15 protein-coding genes are annotated in these 23,188 nt (G+C 66.9%); 6 read left to right on the top strand and 9 right to left on the bottom strand.

Annotation, left to right across the window (positions count from 1 at the left end):
- Nucleotides 1-18: 18 nt before the first annotated feature.
- Nucleotides 19-1,356, bottom strand: coding sequence for an MFS transporter (locus tag ACK6C6_RS02920; protein ID WP_036214453.1), 1,338 nt, complete (start codon nucleotides 1,354-1,356; stop codon nucleotides 19-21).
- Nucleotides 1,357-1,568: 212 nt separating this feature from the next.
- Between ACK6C6_RS02920 and ACK6C6_RS02915 the strand changes: the two genes are divergently transcribed.
- The gene (locus ACK6C6_RS02915) at nucleotides 1,569-2,435 is read left to right on the top strand and encodes an alpha/beta hydrolase (protein ID WP_409265808.1); all 867 of its coding nucleotides are present in this window, start codon (nucleotides 1,569-1,571) and stop codon (nucleotides 2,433-2,435) included.
- A 40-nt stretch (nucleotides 2,436-2,475) separates the two neighbouring features.
- Here the strand turns inward: ACK6C6_RS02915 and ACK6C6_RS02910 are convergent, their stop codons facing one another.
- The 3 genes from ACK6C6_RS02910 to ACK6C6_RS02900 form a co-directional block, all read right to left on the bottom strand.
- Nucleotides 2,476-4,248 carry a DEAD/DEAH box helicase gene (locus ACK6C6_RS02910; protein WP_409265807.1) on the bottom strand — a complete coding sequence of 591 codons (1,773 nt, stop codon included), beginning with the start codon at nucleotides 4,246-4,248 and terminating at the stop codon, nucleotides 2,476-2,478.
- 156 nt (nucleotides 4,249-4,404) lie between these two features.
- Complete coding sequence (locus tag ACK6C6_RS02905; protein WP_409265805.1) at nucleotides 4,405-5,916, bottom strand: tryptophan halogenase family protein; 1,512 nt, start codon at nucleotides 5,914-5,916, stop codon at nucleotides 4,405-4,407.
- Between the two features lie 88 nt (nucleotides 5,917-6,004).
- The gene (locus tag ACK6C6_RS02900) at nucleotides 6,005-8,908 is read right to left on the bottom strand and encodes a TonB-dependent receptor (protein WP_209587627.1); all 2,904 of its coding nucleotides are present in this window, start codon (nucleotides 8,906-8,908) and stop codon (nucleotides 6,005-6,007) included.
- A 555-nt stretch (nucleotides 8,909-9,463) separates the two neighbouring features.
- On the opposite strand from ACK6C6_RS02900, the gene ACK6C6_RS02895 reads away from it, so the two are divergent.
- Entirely contained in the window at nucleotides 9,464-11,326 is a 1,863-nt protein-coding gene (locus ACK6C6_RS02895) for a glycoside hydrolase family 13 protein (protein ID WP_409265804.1), read from the top strand.
- Nucleotides 11,323-14,226, top strand: coding sequence for an esterase (locus ACK6C6_RS02890; RefSeq protein ID WP_409265803.1), 2,904 nt, complete (start codon nucleotides 11,323-11,325; stop codon nucleotides 14,224-14,226). The genes ACK6C6_RS02895 and ACK6C6_RS02890 overlap by 4 nt, the downstream gene beginning before the upstream one ends.
- Here the strand turns inward: ACK6C6_RS02890 and ACK6C6_RS02885 are convergent.
- The 4 genes from ACK6C6_RS02885 to ACK6C6_RS02870 all read right to left on the bottom strand — a co-directional run bounded on the left by ACK6C6_RS02885 (nucleotide 14,223) and on the right by ACK6C6_RS02870 (nucleotide 17,727).
- On the bottom strand, nucleotides 14,223-15,212 hold the full coding sequence (locus tag ACK6C6_RS02885; protein WP_409265801.1) for a diacylglycerol/lipid kinase family protein: 990 nt from the start codon (nucleotides 15,210-15,212) through the stop codon (nucleotides 14,223-14,225). The genes ACK6C6_RS02890 and ACK6C6_RS02885 overlap by 4 nt on opposite strands.
- 75 nt (nucleotides 15,213-15,287) lie before the next feature.
- Nucleotides 15,288-15,827: a GNAT family N-acetyltransferase gene (locus ACK6C6_RS02880; protein ID WP_409265799.1), complete on the bottom strand. Its 540-nt coding sequence runs from the start codon at nucleotides 15,825-15,827 to the stop codon at nucleotides 15,288-15,290.
- The gene (locus ACK6C6_RS02875) at nucleotides 15,824-16,348 is read right to left on the bottom strand and encodes a GNAT family N-acetyltransferase (RefSeq protein ID WP_409265797.1); all 525 of its coding nucleotides are present in this window, start codon (nucleotides 16,346-16,348) and stop codon (nucleotides 15,824-15,826) included. The genes ACK6C6_RS02880 and ACK6C6_RS02875 overlap by 4 nt, the downstream gene beginning before the upstream one ends.
- 92 nt (nucleotides 16,349-16,440) lie before the next feature.
- The gene (locus tag ACK6C6_RS02870) at nucleotides 16,441-17,727 is read right to left on the bottom strand and encodes an amidohydrolase family protein (RefSeq protein WP_409265796.1); all 1,287 of its coding nucleotides are present in this window, start codon (nucleotides 17,725-17,727) and stop codon (nucleotides 16,441-16,443) included.
- Between the two features lie 197 nt (nucleotides 17,728-17,924).
- Here ACK6C6_RS02870 and ACK6C6_RS02865 point away from each other — a divergent pair, with 197 nt between their 5' ends.
- The 3 genes from ACK6C6_RS02865 (at nucleotide 17,925) to ACK6C6_RS02855 (ending at nucleotide 22,289) form a co-directional block, all read left to right on the top strand.
- Nucleotides 17,925-18,644: a phasin family protein gene (locus ACK6C6_RS02865; protein ID WP_409265794.1), complete on the top strand. Its 720-nt coding sequence runs from the start codon at nucleotides 17,925-17,927 to the stop codon at nucleotides 18,642-18,644.
- 119 nt (nucleotides 18,645-18,763) lie between these two features.
- Nucleotides 18,764-20,515, top strand: coding sequence for an ABC transporter ATP-binding protein (locus ACK6C6_RS02860; protein WP_409265793.1), 1,752 nt, complete (start codon nucleotides 18,764-18,766; stop codon nucleotides 20,513-20,515).
- On the top strand, nucleotides 20,505-22,289 hold the full coding sequence (locus ACK6C6_RS02855; RefSeq protein ID WP_409265792.1) for an ABC transporter ATP-binding protein: 1,785 nt from the start codon (nucleotides 20,505-20,507) through the stop codon (nucleotides 22,287-22,289). The genes ACK6C6_RS02860 and ACK6C6_RS02855 overlap by 11 nt, the downstream gene beginning before the upstream one ends.
- Here the strand turns inward: ACK6C6_RS02855 and ACK6C6_RS02850 are convergent.
- The gene (locus ACK6C6_RS02850) at nucleotides 22,286-23,170 is read right to left on the bottom strand and encodes a hypothetical protein (protein WP_409265790.1); all 885 of its coding nucleotides are present in this window, start codon (nucleotides 23,168-23,170) and stop codon (nucleotides 22,286-22,288) included. The genes ACK6C6_RS02855 and ACK6C6_RS02850 overlap by 4 nt on opposite strands.
- Nucleotides 23,171-23,188 lie beyond the last annotated feature (18 nt).

The following is a 23,188-nucleotide window of genomic DNA, read 5'->3' as shown; positions in this document are numbered from 1 at the left end:
CGCAAGCCTCGCGGCGACTCAGATCGCGGCCTTGACCGGGGCTGCGCGGTCGGTCACGAACAGGGTCAGCACGGCCGCGAGCAGCATGCTGGCGCCGCCCAGCGCCACCGTCATGACGGTATGGCCGCCGAAGAAGTGCTTGGTCACGCCGCCCAGCAGCAGGCCGCTGACGATCTGCGGGATCACGACGAAGAAGTTAAACAGGCCCATGAAGTAACCCATGCGCTTGGCCGGCAGCGAGCCCGCCAGGATCGCGTAGGGCATGGTCAGGATCGAGGCCCAGGCCAGGCCGACGCCGATCATCGGCAGCATCAGCATGTTCTTGTCGGTGATCAGGACCAGGCTGGCCAGGCTCAGGCCGCCGACCGCCAGGCAGGTCGCGTGCACGGTCTTGCGGCTGGTAGCCCGCGCGAACACCGGCAGCAGGAAGGCGGCCAGCGCCGACACCCCGCTGTACACCGCGAACATCACGCCCACGAAACTGCCGGCGGCCTGGAAGTTCGAGGATTGCGCATCGGTGGTGCCCCAGACGTTGTCGGCGATCGCCGAGCCGGTATAGATCCACATCGCGAACAGCGCGATCCAGGTGAAGAACTGCACGAAGGCCAGCTGCACCATGGTCTTCGGCATCTTGGCGAAGCCGCCGAGGATCTCCTTGACGGCCACGCCAACGCTGCGGGAATGCTTGCGCTCGGCGTTGAAGGCGTCCATGTCGGGCGGCGGCAGCTCGTCGGCGCTCACCACGGTCCACAGCACGGCCAGGAAGAAGATGGCGCCGCCGGCATAGAAGGAATAGCGCACGGTCTCGGGAATCATCCCGCCCACCGCTTCGTTGGACACGCCCATCGATTCGAAGAAGACCGGCAGCAGGGAGGCGATCACCGCGCCGCAGCCGATGAAGAAGGTCTGCATTGCATAGCCCGCGGTCTGCTGCGAGGCGTCCAGCTTGTCGCCGACGAAGGCGCGGAACGGTTCCATCGAGACGTTGATGGCGGCATCCATCATCCACAGCACGGCCACGGCCATCCACAGCGCGGCGGAATTCGGCATCAGGAACAGCGCGATGGCGGCCAGCACGGCGCCGATGAAGAAGAAGGGGCGGCGGCGTCCCCATTTCGGGTGCCAGGTGTTGTCGCTCAGGTAGCCGATGATCGGCTGCACCAGGAGGCCCGTCACCGGCGCGGCCAGCCAGTACAGGGCCAGGTTGTCGGGGTCGGCGCCCAGCGTCGAAAAGATGCGGCTGGTGTTGGCATTCTGCAGTGCGAAGCCGAACTGGATGCCGAAGAAGCCGAAGCTCATGTTCCAGAGCTGCCAGAACGACAGGCGCGGCTTGATGGCCGCGGTTTGCATATCCATGTGTGTCCCCAATGACGGCCCGGACCTGAGCGGGCTCTCGTGTGATGCAGGCAGCCCACATCAGGCCGACCTACAGGTAGCTGTAGCAAAATAACATGGCGATTTCTGAGTGTCAATCGAAGAGCTGTCATAGTAGAATCGACACAACAGAGGGCGCCAGAGCGTGCACTCTGTAGTCAAACAACAGAATAATCGACCAAGGAGACTACGCCATGCCCTTGTTTCGCCCTACCCTTCTTTCCCTCCTGCTGGCCGCCGCCTTCGGCGCTTCGGCCGTCGCCGCCGACAAGCCTGCCGACAGTGCGAAAGCCTCGACCGCTTCCGCCGGCGTGAGCCTGCTGGGCGCGCCGCTCGCGATGCCGGGACTGGAACGCAAGCGCCAGCTGCGCCTCTACCTGCCGCCGGGCTATGCGAGCTCGAACAAGCGCTATCCGGTGCTGTACATGCACGACGGCCAGAATCTGTTCGACGAGGCCACCGCCTACGCGGGCGAATGGAAGGTGGACGAGACCCTGGACGCGCTGGCCCGGGAAGGCAAGCTGGAAATGATCGTGGTCGGGATCGACAACGGCCAGGACAAGCGCATGACGGAGCTGAACGCCTGGGACAACGAGCGGATCGGCAAGGGCGAAGGCCGCGCATACACCGACTTCATCGTCAACACCGTCAAGCCGATGATCGACAGGCAGTACCGCACCCTGCCCGGTCGCGAGCACACCGCGATCATGGGCAGCTCGATGGGCGGCCTGGCCTCGCACTACGCGCTGGTGCAGTACCCGCAGGTATTCAGCAAGGCGGGCGTGTTCTCGCCGGCCTACTGGACCGCGCAGCCCTCCTTCGATTTCGTGGCCGCCAAACCGGTGCCCAAGGATGCGCGCGTGTTCCTGCTGATGGGCGAAAAGGAAGGGCCGCAGATGAATGCGGACGTCAAGCGCATGGCGGAGGTGGTGAAGAAGACCGGGCATCCGGCGGCCAACACGGTCTTGAAGATCGTGCCGGGGGCGGAGCACAACGAGGCGTTCTGGGCGGGAGAGTTGCGCGAGGCGCTGTTGTGGATGTTCGCGCCGGATAAAACGTGATACACCGTGGACGGCGATGCCGTCCACGGTACGATCAATCTCAGCCCTTGCGATGCGGCTTCTTGCCCGCGTCCTTCTTGAAGAACTTCTTCTTCGGCGCCGCGGCGATCGGCGCTTCCAGCCCGTCGCGCGTCATGTTCAGCTGCTGGCCGGCCACCCACACCGTCTTGAGGTGGTCGATCAGTTCCTGCGTCATGTCGTCCGGCAGGTCGATGGTGCTGTAGTCGTCGTAGATCTCGATGCGGCCCATGTACTTGGCCGGCATGTCGGCCTCGTTGGCGATGGCGCCGACGATGTTGCCCGGCTTGACGCCGTGCTGGTGGCCGACCTCGATGCGGAAGGTCGCCATGCCCGGTTCCGCTTCGCGCACCACGCGCTCCTTCTTGAATGCCGGTTCGCGCGGTTCACGCACGGGACGCGTCGGACGGTCTTCCCACGCAACTTGCTCGCGCGGCACGAAGTCGGCGCGCTCCGGACGCGCCTCGCGGTCCGGCTTTTCCAGCAGCAGCGGCTGGTCGCCGCGCGCCAGCTTGGCCAGCGCAGCGGCGATGTCCACCGCCGGCACGTTCTGTTCGCGCTCGTACTCTTCGATCAGCGAACGGAACACTTCCAGCCCGCCTTCGGCCAGCGTGCTGGCGATCTGCTCCTTGAATTTCGCGATGCGCACGTCGTTGACCGCCTTCACGGTCGGCAGCTGCAGCGGCGCCACCGGCTGGCGCGTGGCGCGCTCGATCGCCTTCAGCAGGCCGCGTTCGCGCGGCGTGATGAACAGGATCGCCTCGCCGCTGCGGCCGGCGCGGCCGGTACGGCCGATGCGGTGGGTGTAGCTCTCCGGGTCCGAGGGCACGTCGTAGTTGACCACGTGGCTGATGCGCTCGACGTCGAGGCCGCGGGCGGCGACGTCGGTCGCCACCAGGATGTCGATCTTGCCGTTCTTGAGCTGCTCGATGGTGCGTTCGCGCGCCTGCTGGGCCATGTCGCCGTTGATGGCGACGGCGGCGAAGCCGCGTGCCTGCAGCTTGGTCGCGAGCTCTTCGGTGCCGAGCTTGGTGCGCGCGAACACGATCATGCCGTCGAAGGGTTCCGCTTCCAGGATGCGGGTCAGCGCGTCGAGCTTCTGCATGCCCGCCACCAGCCAGTAGCGCTGGGTGATGTTGGCGTTGGTGCCGGTCTTGGCGGCGACCGTGATTTCCTGCGGATCGCGCAGGTAGGTCTTGGCGATGCGCTTGATCGCCGGCGGCATGGTGGCCGAGAACAGCGTGGTCTGGCGCTCCGGCGGGGTCTGCTGCAGGATGTGCTCGACGTCGTCGATGAAGCCCATGCGCAGCATCTCGTCCGCTTCGTCCAGCACGAGCGTTTTCAGCTGGGACAGGTCGAGCGAACCCTTTTCGATGTGGTCGATCACGCGGCCCGGGGTGGCAACCACCACGTGCACGCCGCGGCGCAGGGCCGACAGCTGCGGGCCGTAGCTCTGGCCGCCGTAGATCGGCAGCACGTGGAAGCCCTTGATGTGGGCGGCGTAGCTCTGGAAGGCTTCGGCCACCTGGATCGCCAGTTCGCGCGTCGGCGCCAGCACCAGCGCCTGGGGCGTGGCCTGCTTGATGTCGATGCGCGACAGGATCGGGAGTGCGAAAGCGGCGGTCTTGCCGGTGCCGGTCTGGGCCTGCCCGAGCACGTCACGGTTGGCCAGCAGCAGCGGAATGGTCGCGGCCTGGATCGGCGATGGCGTTTCGTAGCCGACGTCCTTCAGCGCCTTCAATACGGGCGCGGAGAGGTCGAGGTCGGCAAAGTTCGGGAGGGGGGTGTCAGACATGGCAAAACTTTCAAAGTTGATACTGAAGCCGCAGTTTACTCTCTCGCGCAGCGAGGGCGGGCACTATTTGGAACGGGGCTGTTTTTTACCAAGTGGAAAAAAACGGCGGCCCCATGCGCCTTCACGCATGGGGCCGCGAATGATACAGGGTAAGCGCTACATTTTCCTGGCCGCGCACATCCTGGCAATGTAGTCGTTATGCGACGGCATGACGTCGACGCACTTGGCGATCACTTCGCGCACGCTCTCCAGGTACTCGGCAATGTCCTGGTCCGACTGCGCGTCGGCCAGCGGGTGGTAACCGTCGATCGGCATGTTCTGCCCTTCGAAGACCTGGATCCAGCCGACTTCCGAGAACAGCTCGTTGTCGACCCGGACCACGCGGCCGTGCGAGCGGTACATGGCCATCTTGTGCCGCAGCGCGTCCGGAATGGCCATGTTCGCGCACTCTTTCCAGTAGTCCGAATCGGTGCGCTGGTTCAGGTGGTAGTGCAGGATGATGAAGTCGCGGATGCGCTCGTAGTCGAAGCGCGACTGGCGGTTGTATTCATCGCGGTCGATCGCGCTCCAGCCGCGGTCCGGGAAGAAGTCGAGCAGGCGCTGGATGCCGGACTGGATCAGGTGGATGCTGGTCGACTCCAGCGGCTCGAGGAAGCCGCTGGCCAGGCCCAGGGCCACCACGTTGCGGTTCCACGCCAGCTTGCGCATGCCGGTCTGGAAGCGGATCAGGCGCGGCTCGGCCAGCGCGCGGCCGTCCAGGTTGGCCAGCAAGGTAGCCGCGGCCTCGTCGTCGCTGATGAAGCGGCTGCAGTACACGTGGCCGTTGCCGGTGCGGTGCTGCAGCGGGATGCGCCACTGCCAGCCCGACTTGTGCGCGGTCGAACGGGTATACGGCGTGATGACGGGCGCCGATTCGCAGGGCACGGCCAGCGCGCGGTCGGCCGGCAGCCAGTGGGTCCAGTCCTCGTAGCCGGTCTGCAGGGTCTGTTCGATCAGCAGGCCACGGAAGCCCGAGCAGTCGATGAACAGCTCGCCTTCCACGCGGGTGCCGTTTTCCAGCTCGACCGCGTCGATATGGCCGTCCGGCTCGCGCAGCGTCGCGCGCGTGATCTTGCCTTCGATGCGCACCACGCCGCGCGACTCCGACAGCTTGCGCAGGAATTTCGCGTACAGGCTGGCGTCGAAGTGGTAGGCGTAACCGATGTCGCGCAGCGGCGAATTCGGGACGTCGAAGCGCGGCGGCATGAACTTGTTGGCTTTCGACGCCATCCGCGTGATCGAGTATTCCTCGAGCGGCGCGGCCTTGCCCGCGCGGCGCATCTTGTTCCAGTACTGGTCGAAGGGCAGCGTGGCCAGGTCCTGGCCGAGGCGTCCGAAGCCGTGCATGTAGCGGTCGCCGAGCTTGCCCCAGTTGACGAACTCGATCCCCAGCTTGAAGCTGCCCTGGGTCTCGCGCATGAATTCGTTCTCGTCGATGCCGAGCACGCGATTGAAGCGCTGGATCATCGGGATGGTCGCTTCGCCGACGCCGACAATGCCGATCTCGTCCGATTCGACGAGGCGGATGTTGTAGCGGCCGTTGAGGACGGTGGACAGCGCGGCCGCGGTCATCCAGCCGGCGGTGCCGCCGCCGACGATGACGATGTCCTTGATTGGTTCTGTACTCATGTGCAATGCCCGGTGGGTCTGACGAACAACGACCCCTGGCGGGCGGATGCCCGGCAGGGGTCGTTACTTTACCTCAGTTCAGCTCAGCTTAGAACTTGTAGCTGGCGCCGAAGTGGTAGGTACGGCCGTAGTCGACGCGGTTGGTCGGGTTGTTCTCGTCGTCGGTGAACTCCAGGAACGGTGCGTTGTTCCAGTTCTGCGCCTGGGCGAACAGGCTCACGCCCTTCAGCCAGCCGCTCTGGATTTCGTACGACGCCTGCAGGTCGACCACGGTCTCGCCCTTGATGAAGGTCAGCTGCGCATTGTCCTGGTAGTCCGATACCTGGCCCAGGAAGCTCGAACGCTTGCGCGCCGCGGCAGCGATCTGGAAGCCGTTCTTCTCGTAGTACAGGCGCAGGTTGCTGACCTTGCGCGACAGGCCCGGCAGCGGGATGCTGACCGCGCTGCCGGTCACGTTGGCGAAGCCTTCGCGCGGCAGGTCGATGCTGCTCTTGGTATCCGAGTGGTTCAGCATCACGCCGAAGCCGTCCAGGTACTGGCTCGCCATCGAGAACGGCAGGTTGATCGCCAGCTCGTAACCGTACAGGTTGCCGCCATCGCCGTTCATCGGCTGGGTGAAGCGGCCGATGGTCCCGCCGCCCGGCGGCAGGGTGGTTTCAGGCGAAATGGTCTGCGCGAAGTCGTAGTCGCGCGCCATGCGGAAGATGTAGGTGTCGAGCTTCTTGTAGAAGACGGCAGCGCTGACATAACCCTTGTTGCCGAAGTACTTTTCGTACGACAGGTCGAAGGCCTTGGCGCGGAACGGCTTGAGCTGCGGGTTGCCGCCGCTGCTGGTCAGGACCGACACGCCCTGCTGGTTGCTGAGCGTGACGTTCTGGCCGGCGCGCAGGTCGTCCAGGTTGGCGCGCGAGACGACCTTGGCCAGGCCGACGCGGACTTTCTGGTCGCTCGCGAGGTCGAAGGACAGGTTCAGGCTAGGCAGGAAGTCCCAGTAGGTGGAGCTGTCGGTGACGCGCATGCCCGGGCAGGACGTCGGGGTATTGCCCTTGCAACGGCCGCTGTCGACCTGGTAGCCGCCACCGGTCTGGTCCGAGTAGATCGCCTGGATGCCGGCGTTACCGCGGTACGGCAGGCCGAACAATTCACCTTCCAGGTCGCCCATGGCGTAGCCGGTCCAGATGCGTTCCTTGACGTCCCACCACTTGTTCAGGATGTCGGCGTCGACCTTCGGCGCCAGTTCGTAGACCGTGCCCAGCGAACCGCGCGGATCCCACGACACCACGTTGAAGCCCGAGGCACCGGCTTGCGCCACTGCGCTGCCCGGCACGTCGGCGGCGCCGTTCGGGTTGCCGCCGATGATCATCAGGCGGCCGTCCTGGCCGGTACGCTCCTTGTCGCGCATGGTGAGGTTGAAGCCGTAGGTGGTGCCGACCACAGGCCCCCACTCGACCGCCTTCTTGGCGGACAGGCGCAGCGCCTTGACTTCGTCCTCGACGTACGGCTGGCCGAGGTAGCCGGCCTGCGGCGAGGCCGCGCCGCCCGACCAGCCCATGGTGTCGGTCAGCTTGACGGCGCCACGGTCGGCGTAGTTCAGGCCCGGGGTGTACTTCACTTCGGTGACATTGGCGCCGTTGAAGCCGGTGTAGCGCAGCGAATCCTGCTGGCCCGGCAGGGTGCCGGCGGTGGTCTCGTAGCGCGAACCCAGCTTGGTGGCCTTCGACCAGGTCAGGTCGGCCATCGTGGTCCACTCGCCGAGTTTCAGCTCGTTGTTCCAGCCGATGGTCTTCAGGTCGTCTTCCGCGCCTTCGTAGTGGTTACGCACCACGCCCTTCCAGTTGGTGATGGTGCCGCTGGTGGCGACGCCATTGGCCACGGTGGCCTGGCTCAGCACGTGCGGCAGCTCGTAGGCGCCGCCGGCATTGCCGGCCACGCCGGCTTCGAAACCGGTCTTCTTCAGGCCGGTCTCGCCTGCCGAGTAGAACACGTCGACGGTCGACTTGAAGTTCTTGTTCGGACGGTACTGCAGCGAGGCGAAGGCGCCGTCGCGGTTGTGCATGTTCTGCTCGGTGTCGTAGCCGAAGCCGTTCGGGACCTTGACGGTGGCGCCGTTGTAGCTCATGTCGGCGGTGCCCCAGGAATTGAACTTCGACTGGCCGCCGCCCATTTCCTCGTAGCGGGTAAAGCCCACTGCCACGCCGATGGTGCGGTTCGCGAACTGGTCGATGTACGACAGGGTCGCGCGCTTGCCGTCGCCTTCCGGCAGGCCGTCGCGCTGTTTCACGCCGAGGCGGCTCTTCTTGTAGCTGACGGCGACGGTGCGCTTGCCGAAGTCCAGCGGCTGCACGGTGCGCAGGTCGATGGTCGAAGCCAGGCCCTGGCCGACGACGCTGGCGTCCGGGGTCTTGTAGATGACGATGGAACCCATCAGTTCGGCCGGGAACAGGTCGAACTCAGGCGAACGGGCATTGCCGGTCGAGGCCATTTCGCGGCCGTTCAGCAGGGTGCCGTTGAAGCTCGGCGACAGGCCGCGCACCGAGATGTCCGATGCCTTGCCCGAGCTGCGGCCGCGCTGGGCCGACACGCCCGGCAGGCGCGCGATCGATTCGGCGACGCTCTGGTCCGGCAGCTTGCCGATGTCTTCGGCCGAAACGGCTTCGACGATCGAGGTGGAATTCTTCTTGATCGAAATTGCCGCTTCGATACCGCGGCGGATACCGGTCACCTGCACGGTGGCGACGCCCGGCTGGACGTTCGCGGTGGCGCCCGCAGGCGTCGGCTCGGCGGCGGTGGCTGCCTGCTCGGCCGAATTCGGCTGGGTGGCAACGCTCGAGGTGGCGCTGGTGGTCGTGGTGGTGTTGTCCTGCGCGGTCGATTGCGCGTAGGCGCTGCCCGCGAAGACGGACAGGAAGACTGCGCAGCCGGCGGCAACCGGGCTCAGCTGGAATGCAAGGCGGGCCGGCTCACCAGCGCGCTTGGTTGCGAAGATATTCATTTGTCCCCTCAATAAAGACACAATAATTTTTTCCCGAAACTACAGCGCGACAGGCAGCTGCACGCCAGCCTCAAGCAAACGTTTTTGGACGTTCTGCCAAGGATTCTGTATTAAAACTAGATGCACTGTCAACGGGAGTTGCTTGTTACTACGATAATGGCATGTTTTTCAGAAAATCGGCAGCACAGCACGTCTTTTCCGTTGTATTTGGGCTACAAGAGTGCATATAAGCCGCTGTAGTCGGACTACAAACGCACTTTTAGACAGCATCTTGGGTGAAAGATGCACCATGTCGGTGCGCGCCTGACGGCGAGAGAGTCGTAGAGAATCAAGAAAATTCTCCAAGGAAAAATTTTTTGGATGAGCGAATCTGTACTTTGACTAGATTCCGAATAGGCAATGCATTTGTGCCATGTAGTCGCTTCATAGTATTCTCGCCGCAACACAACCAAGCGCGGCGACACTCTTTCCTCCTGATTCGGCTGCAAACTGTAGTCTGACTACGCAGACGTATTCAAGCTGCATACAGGTGGCGTAGAGAAGCCCAAGAGACCCATGAAACTTTTCTTCGCCACTTTGCTGGTCGGCAGCGCCGCCCTGAGCCCCTTCGCCGCCCAGGCCCAGTCCCCTGCAATCGACCACATGGAGCCGCCGTTCTGGTGGGTCGGCATGCAGCACAAGGGATTGCAGCTGATGGTGCATGGCGAGCGTATCGCCGACCTGGAACCTTCCCTCGCCTATCCGGGCGTGCGCATCGCCTCGGTGACCCGGGTACCGAGCAGGAACTACCTGTTCATCGACCTCGAGATCGGCCAGGACGCGCGGCCGGGCAAGTTCGACATCGTGTTCAAGGGCGCTGGCCGCCAGGCCGCCTATGCCTACCAGCTGCTGGCGCGCGAGCCCGGCTCGGCGCAGCGCCAGGGTTTCACCAGCCGCGACACGATCTACCAGGTGATGCCGGACCGTTTCGCCAACGGCAATCCGGGCAACGACAGTACCCCGGGCACCCAGGAGAAGGCGAACCGCGCGAACGGCTCGGGGCGCCATGGCGGCGACATCCAGGGCATCATCGACCGCCTCGACTATATCCAGGGCATGGGTTTCACCCAGCTGTGGCCGACGCCGCTGGTCGAAAACGACATGCCGGCCTACTCCTACCATGGCTACGCCGCCACCGACCATTACCGCATCGATCCGCGCTATGGCAGCAACGAGGACTTCCGCCGCCTGTCGAACGAGGCGAAGAAGCGCGGCATCGGCCTGATCCAGGACGTGGTGCTGTCGCACATCGGCAGCGCGCACTGGTGGATGAAGGACCTGCCGACCCCGGACTGGGTCAACTACGGCGGCAAGTTCGTCCCGACCCAGCACCACCGCGTCGCCGTCCAGGACCCGTACGCCTCGAAGGAAGACGCCGACAACTTCACGCGCGGCTGGTTCGTCGAGAGCATGCCCGACCTGAACCAGTCGAACCCGCTGGTGGCGAACTACCTCATCCAGAACAACATCTGGTGGATCGAGTACGCCGGACTGGCTGGGCTGCGGATCGACACCTTCGGCTATTCGGACGGCGCCTTCCTGAGCGAATACACGCGGCGCCTGATGGCGGAATACCCAAAGCTGAACATGGTCGGCGAAGAATGGAGCAAGCTGGTGCCGGTGGTGGCGCGCTGGCAGCGCGGCAAGGACAACTTCGACGGCTATTCGGCCTCCACCCCGAGCCTGATGGACTTCCCGCTGGCCGAAGCCATGCGCACGGCACTCAGCGACAACAAGAGCGGCAACGTCTTCACCGACGTCTATGAAACGCTCTCGCTCGACTACCTGTACCCGGAACCGGGCAACCTGGTGCTGTTCGAGGCGAACCACGACGTTTCGCGTATCTGGAGCGTGGTGGGCGAAGACTTCGACCGCTACCGGATGATGATGGTGTTCCTGATGACGATGCCGCGCATCCCGCAGCTCTACACGGGCGACGAGATCCTGATGACCAGCGCCACCAGGGAACGCGACGATGCCAGCTACCGGCGCGACTTCCCCGGCGGCTGGGCCGGCGACCGGATCGATGCCTTCACCGGCAAGGGCCTCACGGCGCAGCAGCGCGCGGCCCAGGAGCTGGTGCGCAAGCTGGCCAACTGGCGCAAGGGCCAGTCCGTCATCCACCACGGCAAGCTGATGCACTACGGCCCGCGCGACAATACCTATGTCTACTTCCGCTACGACGGGGACAAGAAAGTGCTGGTCGCCTTCAACAACAACCCGAAGGAGATGGTGCTCGACACCCACCGTTTCCGTGAAATGCTGGCCGGCGTGGCGGGCGGCGTCGATGTCCTGAGCGGCAAGCGTTTCGAACTGGGCAAGGAGCTGCGCCTGCCGGCGAAGGCAAGCCTGATCCTCGAACTGGAGGCGGCACGATGAAGCGCAGCCTGCTGGCCACCGCCGCCTTCCTGGCCTGCCTGGGCGCGAGCGCACAGGACAAGGAACTGTATATCCGCGGCGCCTTCAACGGCTGGGGTACCGACAACGCCCTCGCCCACAAGGGCCAGGGCGTCTACGAAGCCGACATCCTGGTCAGTCCCGGCAACCATGCCTTCAAGGTGGGCAGCCGCGACTGGAGCGACGAGTGGGTGCTTGATGCCAACCAGAGCGTGACGGTGGCGCCGGGCACGCCCTACCGGCTGGAGACCCAGGCCGGCCCGGAAGACTATCTGTTCGTGCGCCAGACCGGCACCTACCGCTTCACGGTCGACGCCTCCAACCCGGCCGCGCCGAGCTTGCGCGTGCTGCGCCTGGAGACGCCGCAGGCGGCCAGCGCACCCGATCCGCACGCCGGTCGCGAGGCCGTCACGACGCTCGACTTCCCGACCTGGGACGGCAAGCAGGAAACTGCGCGCTTCTCCTCGCCCGATCCCGGCGCCGAGCTGCGGCGCTATGCCCACTCCACCACCCTGAGCCTGCGCGACCCGGGGCCGCAGCACAGCGAGTACGCGGAACAGCCCGGCCTGCCGCGCATCCGTACCGGCAACCTGGCCTTCGACGCCCTGTTCGCGCTGGCCGGTTCCGAAATGCGCCTGGATGCGGTCAGCCAGATCCGCGACGGCAACTACAACGGCGGCGCCGCCATTGCCTGCGAGTGCTTCGCAACCGGCGAGAAGTGGCACTACGTGTGGACGCGCGACCTGTCGTATGCGGCCGACCTGGGCCTGGCCCTGCTCGACCCGCAGCGGGTGCGCAACTCGCTCGAATTCAAGCTGTCCGGCTGGCGCAAGGGCGTGCCGATCGCGCCCCAGGTCGCGGGCAAGGGTTACGCAACTGAGGACGGTCTGCAGATCGTGCAGGACACCGGCAGCGGCGGCAGCTGGCCGGTCAGCACCGACCGCGTCACCTGGGCCTTCGCGGCCGAGGAAACCCTGCGCGCCCTGCCCGCCGCCGAGCGCGCCCCGTTCGCGCGGCGCGCGCTGCAGGCGCTCTCCAACACGATCGAGAACGACCGCATCGCCGCTTTCGACACGAAGACCGGCCTGTACCTGGGCGAGCAGTCCTTCCTCGACTGGCGCGACCAGAGCTACGCCGCGTGGATCCCGAACGAGCTGGCCTTCATGTCGACCTCGAAGTCGCTGTCGACCAACGTCGGCCACGTCCAGGCCCTGAAGCTGGCATCGACCCTGGCGCGCGAGCAAGGCGACCAGGCCCGGGCGGAGCGCTACGCCAAGTGGGCCGCCGCGCTGATCCGCGCCATCAACACCCAGCTCTGGCTGGACGATGCCGGCATGTACAGCAGCCTGACGGCCGGCCACCTCGACGGTGCGCCGCTGCACAAGTTCGACTGGCTCGGCCAGTCGCTCGCCATCATCAGCGGCGTCGCCAGCGAGGAGCGCGCGCGCTCGATCCTGGCGCGCTACCCGCATGGACCGATGGGCGCGCCGGTCATCTGGCCGCAGCAGCCGGGCATGCCGGTCTACCACAACCGCGCCCTGTGGCCTTTCGTCACGGGCTATGGACTGCGGGCGGCCACCCACGCGAAGAACGTGGCGGTGGCCGATGCGGCCTACGACTCGCTGATGCGCGGCGCGGCGCTCAACATGTCGAACATGGAGAACCTCGAGTGGCTGTCCGGCCAGCCGCTGCTGCTCGACGAACGCAATCCGAACCTGATCGGGCCGGTGATCAACTCAAGGCGCCAGCTGTGGTCCGTGGGAGCCTATCTGGGCATGGTGGTGGGCGAAGTGTTCGGGGTATCGCTCCAGGACGATGCCCTGGCCTTGCGCCCCTTCGTCACCGCCAAGCTGCGCCGCGAGATGTTCGCGGCATCGAACGAGATCGCCCTGCACGATCTGCGCCTGCACGGCAAACGCGTCGACGTACGCCTGCGGCTGCCGGCGGCAAGCCGCGAAGACGGCTACTACCTGGTCGAACAGGTCCTGGTGAATGGCCAGGCAAGCGGCGACCGCATTCCCCTTGCGCGGCTCCAGGACCGGAACCAGGTCGAGATCGTGCTCGGCCGGCTGGCGCCCGGACAGCAGGACATCCGCCGCGTGAAGGACGATCCGTACGCGGACGGCGGCGCCACCTTTGGTCCGCGCGAGCCGGCGATCGCGGCATTGAAGCGCGACGCCAAGGGCGTGACCTTGCAGATCGCGGGCGCCCCGGGGGAACAGGGCGTGAGCTACAGCGTGTACCGCGACGGCAAGCGCGTGGCCGAGGGCCTACCCGCGGGCAGCTGGCTGGATCGATCCGCGAGCGCCTTCGGCTGCTATGCGGTGGAGGCACGCGCCACCGCCAGCGGCAACCGCAGCCACCACAGCGCCCCGCGCTGCGTCGATGCGGGCATCGAGGTCGATGTCACCGATCCGCGCACCGTCTCCAACGTCAAGCTCGCTGCGCCGAATGCGCGCTTCCCGGCTCCCCGCCTGGAAGCCTGGGGCCAGCCCGGCGACCGCTTCGCCGTCGATCGCATCGCCATTCCGGCCGCCGGCAACTACCAGGTACAAGTGCGTTACCACAACGCCGCCAACCAGGTAAACCTGGGGATCAGCGGCGGCGTGAAGTGGCTGGCCGTGAAGGACGGACGCGGCAGGATCGTGGCGCAGGGCGTGGTGCAGCTGCCGCATGCGCCGCTGGCGAAGACGGATACGCCGACGGTGTATTCGACGTCGCTGGCGGCCCGCCTGGGGCGCGGCAGCTACCGCGTCGAAATGAGCGACTTCTACAATATGAGCTATCTCGACAGCAACAGCAGCTTCAGCGCGGCGGGTGGCCTCACGGGACCGTCGAACCGCTTCGACATCTATGGGGTCCGCCTGTTACGCGTGAACTAGGCGGCTTCGGCCTCACCGGGGACCGGCCGCGCTTCCTTGCGCGACGGTCCCTGCGTCATCAGGAGCAGCCGCCCTTCCAGCACGCGGAACTCGAGCGGCATCGCCATCGTCTCCACCTCGCCGTCGGCCGCGACCTTCATGCGCTTGCGGCCGTAGACCGAGGGCGTGCGCACCAGCAGGCGCTTGAAGGCGAAGGCTTCGACTTCGTCGTCGTCGCCCAGGCGCCCCAGCATGCCGCGCACCAGCAGGCGCAGCAGGCCCAGCTTGCCCATGGGCCTGGGGGCGATGCCCACCAGTTGCCCGTCCTCCACCGCCTCGATCAGGCCGTCGCGCATCCCGACCTGCTCCAGCTGCAGGCGATTGTTCCCTACAAACAAGGTCGTGGTACGCAAGCGCCGTTCCTTGCCGTCGAGCTCGAGCGTGATGCGCAGGTGGCGGTGCGGACGCAGCGCGATCTTGATGGCCGAGAAGAAGGCGACGACGCGGCTGCGCCCGTACTGGCGCTTGTCGTGCTCGCGCTCCTCGAGCAGTTTCGGGTACAGGCCGACGCTGGCGTTGACGAGGAAAATCTTGTTGTTGAGCAGGCCCACCTGCACCGGCTGCAGCTTCGCGCGCAGCAGTGCGTACACGGCTTCGGCCAGGTCTTCCGGAATGCCGTGGGTGCGGCCGAAATAGTTGAATGTTCCTTGAGGCAAGACGCCAAAGGGGCAGCCCGCCAGCACGGCTTGATGCGCCACCGTGTTGATGGTGCCGTCGCCGCCCGCCGCCACCAGGATGCCGCCTTCGGCCGTGGCGCGCGCCGCCATGCTGTGCGCCTTGGCCGTCAGCTCGGCCGGATCGTCGACCAGTTCCAGGGTGCAACTGCGCCCGGCCGAGGCCAGCACGCTTTCGATGGTCGAGCGCCGCAGGTCGGTCTCGGAATGACCGGATCCGGCGTTGAGGACGATGAAAAACGGCGCATCGGGACGTGGCTCGGTGATCGGCATCGGTGCTTCGCTTGATCGGTTGGTGGACGGATGTGCAGGCAATCCTACCACCACCGCCCCCCCGCACAAGGTGCGCTAGCGCGCGTACGGAAGGTCCATGCCGTACAGGTTCAGTTCAGGCTCGCCCGGCACCACGACCCGCGTTCCCTGAAAGCACATTCCCAGCCTGAGCAGCAGCGCGATCGAGGCCGCATTGCCGGGCGTGGTGATGGCCACCAGCCGCGGGATGCCGAGCGCGCGCGCGTGCGCGACCACGGCCCGGGCGGCTTCGAAGGCATAGCCCTGGCCGCGGTGGCGCGGCAGGAAGGCGTAGCCGAGGTCGACGTCTTCGAGCGCGTCGCGCTTGATCAGGCCGGACAGGCCGACCGGCACGGCCGCGCCCTGCGCGAGCAGCTCGACCATGTACATGGAATGGCCGCGCGTGCGCTGCATCGCCACCGGCCCGTCCTCGATCGACTTCGCCGCGGCCTCGAGGGTGCGCACGCCGCGGTCGCCGATATGCTCGATGAAGGCGGGGTCGTTGAACAGTTCCAGGAACACGGCGGCATCGCCCGGCTCCACCAGGCGCAGGCGCAGGCGTTCGGTGCGCAGGACCTCCAGCGGATGGCGGGTCACGCGTCCACCGTCGGCCAGTGGTCCGGGTCCTGCAGCAGCTGGTACATGACGTAGGCGTCCACGTAGCCGAAGCGCTTGTGGCGGTAGGCCTTGGGCAGGGTGCCGACGATCGAGAAACCGAGCTTCTTCCACAGCCGGATGGCGGCGGTATTGGTGCTCACGACGTAGTTGAACTGCATGGCAAGGTAGCCCAGGCGGCGCGCTTCAAGCAGGCTATGCTCGCCGAGCAGGCGACCGACGCCGGCCCCCTGCGCCGAGGGACTGACCATGTAGGACGCATTGGCCACGTGGTGGCCGCGCCCGGCCTGGTTCGACACCAGGCGGTACATGCCGAGCACGCGCGCGCCGCTGGTCGCGACAAAAGCCGTCACCTCGGGGCCGAGCCAGTAGGCATGGCCGTCCTCGCGCGAGGTAGCGGTGGTAAAGGGATAGGTTTCGCCGGCCGCGACGTGAGAGCAGAAGATGCTCCACATCGCATCGAAATCGTGCTCGCCGGCGGGGCGGATCTGGATGTCTTTCACGGCTGTCGGGAACAGGTACCGAACTCGAAAGCGACCTATTCTAGCCGCAAATTGTCATCGATTACACGAATCGTGCGCAGCTTTTTGAGCGATCATTTGGCAGCCTGTGGCGGCATCCGGAAATCGGTGGCGGCGGGCCGTCCGGGCAGGTGCAGGCTCACCCGGGCTGATGGCGCCTCGGCCACGACTGCGCCGCGCCGCAGCACCAGCTTGCGCGCCGCGCGCAGGCGGATCGCTTCGATCGTGGAGCCGGCGTCCAGCAGCACCAGGTCGGCCCAGCAGCCCGGCGCCAGCCCATAGCCCTCCAGGCCGAGGATGCGCGCCGGGGTCTCGGTCACCGCCAGGAAGCACTGGTGCATCGCCTCCACCCCGGTCATCTGCGCCACGTGCAGCCCCATGTGCGCCACTTCCAGCATGTCGCCGGAACCCATGCCGTACCAGGGGTCGAGCACGCAGTCGTGGCCGAAGGCGACGTCGACACCGGCCGCCAGCAGTTCCGGCACCCGGGTCATGCCGCGCCGCTTCGGGTAGGTGTCGTGGCGTCCCTGCAGGGTGATGTTGATGAGCGGATTGGCGATCGCCGCGACGCCGCTTTCCGCGATCAGGGGCAGCAGCTTGCTCACATAATAGTTGTCCATCGAGTGCATCGAGGTCAGGTGCGATCCGGCCACCAGGCCCTGCATGCCGAGGCGCCGGGTTTCGGCCGCCAGGGTCTCGATGTGGCGCGACATCGGGTCGTCGGTCTCGTCGCAGTGCATGTCCACGCGCCGGTCCTGCCCGGCCGCGAACTCGCACAGCAGGCGGATCGATTCCGCTCCGTCGGCCATGGTGCGCTCGAAGTGCGGGATGCCGCCGACCACGTCGACGCCCATCGCGATCGCGCGTTTCAGGTTGTCGAAGGCCCCTGGGCTGCGCAGCAGGCCGTCCTGGGGGAAGGCGACCAGCTGCAGGTCGAGGTAGGGCGCCACCTGCTTTTTCACCTCCAGCAGCGCCTCGACCGCCAGCAGGCGGTCGTCGCAGACGTCGACGTGGGTACGGATCGCCAGCAGGCCGCGCGCCACCGCCCAGTCGCAATAGCGCAAGGCGCGCTCGACGATCGCATCCTGCGCCAGCTGGGGTTTCAGCTCTCCCCACAGGCGGATCCCTTCCAGCAGGGTGCCGCTGCGGTTCACCCGCGGCATGCCGTAACTGAGGGTCGAATCCATGTGGAAGTGCGCATCCACGAAGGGCGGGCTGACCAGGTCGCCGCCGGCGTCGATCTCGCGCGCGCCCTGCGCCCCCAAGCGCTTTTCCACGGCCACGATGCGTTCGCCGTTGATGCCGATGTCGATGCCGTGGCTGCCGTCCGGCAGGGTGGCGTTGCGAATCACGAGATCCATGCGCTCCTCCTTATGTCCCTCCGATTGTAACGATTTCCTGGAAGACTGGACGGTCAAGCAAAATCCACACGACCTGATAATGCTGCAGCGCAAGATTTCTATAACTAAAGAATAAAATAAGTGGTTTGCAACACCGGCCATTCATGGCTACACTAGTTATATTGCAGTGCGCCATAAATGACTGACAAGGAAATCTCATGACTTCAATCAGCGACCAGTTTTCCGCAGTACGCAAGGCCCAGTTCGACGCGCAGTTCGATTTTTTCAATGCCATCGCCAGCCAGACGCTCGAGAGCGCCAGCCGCGTGGCTGCCCTCAACATGGCGGTCTCGCGTGACGCCGTCCAGCGTTCGCTCGGCGCTTCCTTCGCACTGCTGAACTCGCGCGATCCACGCGACGTGCTCAGCCTTGGCGGCCAGGCCGAGGAAGGTTTCCGCAGCCTGTTCTCCTATGGCCGCGAGCTGCTCGGCATCGCCGCCGGCGTGCGTCCGTATGCCGTGCGTCCGCAGGGCTTGTCGGCGCCACAGCCCATCGAGACCGTGGAAGTGGTCGAGCGCGGCGTCGCCGAGGTCCAGTCCGCATCGCTTGCCGCCGTCGAGTCCGTCGTCGAGGCTGCCGTTGAAGCTGCCCCTGCCGTGGAAGCCGCGCATCCGGTGGCGGCCTTCGCTCCCGTGAGCGAACCGGTCGTCGTGGCCGAGCCGGCTGCCGCGCCCGAGGCAGTAGCTGAAACGCTGGCCGCCGAGCCGGTCCCGGTCGCCGAACCGAAAGCCATCGCCAAGGCGGTCGGCAAGGGCGCGGCGCGCGCGGCCGCCGTCCCCCACCCTGCCGCTGCACCGGTGGCCGAACTGGCGACCGACGAAGGCGCCGAAGCACCGAAGCTCGTCCCCGCGCCGGCGGTGTCCAAGCGCAAGAAATAAACTTGCGGCACGGACGCGGCTGCGCCCGATTGGCAAAGCGACTACACTAGCGGGCTTCGGCCCGCTAGTCGTTTTTACGCGCCTGGATAGCGCGGGCTGCACCAATCTCAAGGAACAACATGAGTCTCGCAAGGCTGATCGGCGGTTTCGTCCGCCGTCATTGGCATGCCTATGTCTCGTCGGCCTTCATGCTGGCCGGCGTCGCCATCTGCACGGTCCTGATTCCGCGCAAGGTCGGCGCCCTGGTCGACGGCCTGGCGGCGCAAAGCCTGGACCAGGACGCGCTACTGCTCGGGCTGGCCCAGTTGCTCGGCCTGGGCGTGGCCATCTATGTGCTGCGGGTCGGCTGGCGCATCCGCTTGTATTCGGCCGCCTACAACCTCGGCGTCGAGCTGCGCACGCGCCTGTATGCGCGCCTGGCGGCGCAGGGTCCGGGCTTTTACCAGCGCCAGCGCACCGGCGACCTGATGGCGCTCGCCACCAACGACATCGACGCCATCGAGATGGCGGCCGGCGAGGCGATGCTGGCTGGCTTCGACGGCACCCTGACCCTGGTCATGGTGCTGGGCATCATGACGCTCGGCGTCGATGCGCGCCTGGCCGCCGTCGCCCTGCTGCCCTTCCCGCTGATGGCCTTCGCGTTCTGGCGCATCTCGCGCCAGGTGCACACGGCGGAAGCCGATGCGCTCAAGCGCTTCTCGGCGCTCAACGACCACGTGCAGGAATCGCTGTCGGGCGTGCGCACCCTGCGCGCCCTCGGCCTGGAAGCGAGAAGCGCCGCCCAGTTCAGCGACCTGGCGGGCAAGGCGGCCGACGCCAGCCTGAATGCCCAGCGCTGGGAAGCGGCCTACGAACCGGCGGTCGGCCTGACCCTGACCGCGGCCACCGGCCTGACCCTGGGCCTGGGCGGCTACCTGGTCTGGAACGGCGAGCTCACCGTGGGCGCGCTCACCAGCTTCTCGATGTACCTGGGCCAGCTGATCTGGCCGATGTTCGCGGCCGGCTGGGTGCTGTCGCTGATCGAGCGCGGACGCGCCGGCCTGGCGCGCCTGCAGCCGCTGCTCGACGCCCCGCTCACGGTCGAAGACAGCGGCACCTTCGAAGAGGTGGGCCGCGGCCCCTTGGTACTCGAGGGTGTCGGCTTCGCCTACGGGGACGCCGGGCGCCCTGCCCTCGACGAGGTGTCGGTGCGGGTGGAGCCGGGCCAGACCCTGGGCCTGGTGGGACCGACCGGCGCCGGCAAGTCGACCCTGCTGCGGGTGCTGCTGCGCCAGGCCACGCCGCAGCGCGGCAGCGTCACCTGGGCCGGCCACGCGCTGGAGGACTACCGGCTGGACGCCCTGCGTGCGGCCATGAGCTGGGTGCCTCAGGAATCCTTCTTGTTCTCGGCCACGATTGCCGAGAACATCGCGCTGGCCCGCCCCGGCGCCTCGCGCGCCGAGATCGAGGAAGCGGCCAAGATGGCCTCGATCCACGACGACATCCTGCGCTTCCCCTACGGCTACGACACCCCGGTGGGCGAGAAAGGCATCACCCTGTCCGGCGGCCAGCGCCAGCGCGTCGCCATCGCGCGCGCCCTGCTGGCCGACAGTGCGCTGCTGCTGCTCGACGACGCCCTGTCGGCGGTGGACACCGGCACCGAGACCCGCATCCTGGAACACCTGGACGAGCTGCGCACGGCCAGGCCCGAACGCGCCGCCATCATCGCCAGCCACCGGCTCTCGGCGGTGGCCGGGGCCGACCACATCGTGGTGCTGCGCGAAGGCCGCGTCACGGAGTCCGGCACCCACGACGAACTGCTGCTCCTGAACGGCTGGTATGCCAGCCAGTGGCGCTATCAACAACTGGAGGCCAGCATCGATGCAGAGTGATACCAACCAGGTCCCGATGCGCGCGCAGACCGCGCAGGCTGCCGGCCTGCTGCGCCGCGCCGCCGCCCCGGACCGCCGCCACCTGTACTGGGCCACGTTCTGGCTGGTCATCGCCGCCGCCCTCGAAGTGCTTGGCCCGCTGCTCGGCAAGGCGCTGATCGACGACCACCTCCTGACCCGCAACCTGGACTGGACCCGCATGTCGCTGCTGCTCGGCGGCCTGGTGGTCACCGGCTGGGCCTCGTCCTGGATCCGCTACCTGCAGCTGATCCGCCTGTCGGGCCTGGCGATGCGCTCGGTGCGGCGCCTGCGCGAATGGGTCTACGGCCACGTGCTGCGCCTGCCGATGGCCTTTTTTGATCGCGCCATCACCGGTCAGCTGGTGAGCCGCGTGACCAACGACACCGAGGCGGTCAAGACCCTGTACATCCAGGTGCTGTTCGTAATGCTCGATTCGAGCATCGTCCTGGTCGGCACCATGATCGCCATGGCCTGGCTCGACTGGCGCCTGATGCTGGTGGTGCTGGCCCTGGTGCCGGCGGTCGTCGGCATCGTCTGGCTCTACCAGCGCCTGTCGGCGCCGGCCGTCACGCGCGCGCGCGCCCTGCGCAGCGACATCAACGGCCAGATGGCGGAATCGATCGGCGGCATGAGCGTCCTGCAGGCCAGCAATGCCCAGGGCCGCTTCGGCGAGCGCTTCCTGCACACCAACCGCTCGCACCGCAAGGCGCGCCTGGCCGAACTGAAGGCCAACGCCTTCCTGCTGCGCCCGGCCCTCGATCTGCTCAACGTGGTCCTGCTGACCATCGTGATCTACGGCTTCGGCCAGCGCCAGATGAACGCGGTGGAAGTGGGCGTGCTGTATGCCTTCATCAGCTACATCGCGCGGGTGGTCGAGCCGCTGATCCAGATCACCATGCAGTTCAGCGGCCTGCAGCAGGCGGTGGTCGCCACCGCGCGCGTCTCCACCCTGCTCGACGAGGCCGGGGCGGCCGAACATGCGCAGGGGCGCGTCGGCAACGAGGCGGCGTTCGACGCGAAGGCGCCGGCGGTGCGGGTGCGCGACGTCAACTTCGCGTACGTGGAAGGCCAGCGCGTGCTGCACGAACTGTCGCTCGACATCCCGCAGGGCGCCTTCTTCGGCATCGTCGGCCACACCGGCAGCGGCAAGTCGACCCTGCTCTCGCTGCTGCTGCGCTACTACACGGCGGACGAAGGCAGCATCGAGATCGGCGGCCTGCCGCTGGCCTCGATCGGCAACGAGCGCTTCCGCAACGAGGTGGGCCTGGTGCCGCAGGATCCCTTCATCCTGGCCGCCTCCGCGCGCGAGAACATCGACATGGGACGCGGATTGCCGATGGAACGCATCGAAGCGGCGGCGCGCGCGGCCCATGCGCACGGCTTCATCGCGGCGCTGGAACAGGGCTTTGATACCCAGCTGGGCGAAGGCGGCTCGCGCCTGTCCTCGGGCCAGAAGCAGCTGCTGGCGATCGCGCGCGCGCTGGCGGGCGAGCCGCGCATCCTGCTGCTGGACGAGGCGACCTCGCGCATCGACAGCGCCACCGAACAGATCGTGCAGGAAGCGTTGGAGGAACTGCGCGGCAAGGTGACCATCATCGCGATCGCGCACCGGCTGTCGACCATCCGCGCGGCCGATCGCATCATCGTGCTGAACCACGGCCGCATCACCGAAGCCGGCTCGCACGAGGACCTGATGCGCATCGAAGGCGGCCTGTATCAGCGCCTGTATCTGCTGCAACAGATCGCGATTTAATCCCTCGGCGCCGGCACCAGGCGCCGGGCGTCGCGGCGCCGGATTTCGTCCACCACCTGGCTCGCCAGCCGGTCGAGCGCCGCGAAGTGGACGCCCAGCCCCTGCTGCAGGGCCGCCGGGACGCTGTCGGCGCACCAGCCGAGCATCATGCACAGTTCCAGGGTGCGCGGCGCGCCCGGCCCACAATCGGCGCCCAGGCGGCAAGCGACCAGCGCGCCCCCGAAAGGGACGCCGCGCGCGGTCGAATCCTGTTCGTCGCGCACCGGCACCCGTTCATGGAAGACCGGGGACACCAGCGAGGCGATGACGTCCGGGTTGCCCTGCTCGAAGGCCGCCAGCAGCATGCGCGTCCGGCCCTCGGGACCGTCCGCGGCCAGGTAGTCGAACATGCTGCCAAGGAGCGGATCGGTACTCAGGCGGAGGTTACGGGCGGCGCCCAGCTCGCGCTCGGCGTCTTCCAGGCCATCCGGGGTGAAGTCGCAGCGCCGCAGCAGTTCCTCGGCGGCGGCGCGGCGCGGCGCCGGCAGCGCGGGCAGGGTCTGTTCCAGGGCGCGGCGGCAGGTTTCCAGCACGTTCGACGCATAGAAATAGGCGCCGCTGCCGGGTTTGCGCATGGCGTCGTAGAAGAACACGCGCAGGTTGGGTGCCTGCACGAACCTGGCGTGCAGCTCGCGCCACGAGGCAGGCGCCTGCCCGGCTGCCGGAACCGGCGCGGCGGGGGCCTGCGCGGCAGCCGGCGCCGGCTCGGGCGCAGGCGCCGGCAGGGCGCGCGGCGCGGGGACGGCGACCTTGACCGGTTCCGGTGCGGGCAGGGTCAGCATCACCACGCCGGCCAGCAGGCCGGCCAGGCCGGCGCCGATGGCTAATTCACGGATGCGCATATCGCTGGCAAGGCATTG

It is taken from the genome of Massilia sp. BHUDP2 (assembly GCF_046236355.1).
In the GTDB taxonomy this organism is placed as follows: Bacteria; Pseudomonadota; Gammaproteobacteria; order Burkholderiales; family Burkholderiaceae_D; genus Telluria; species Telluria varians.
This window is presented reverse-complemented; position numbering and strand designations above follow the sequence as displayed.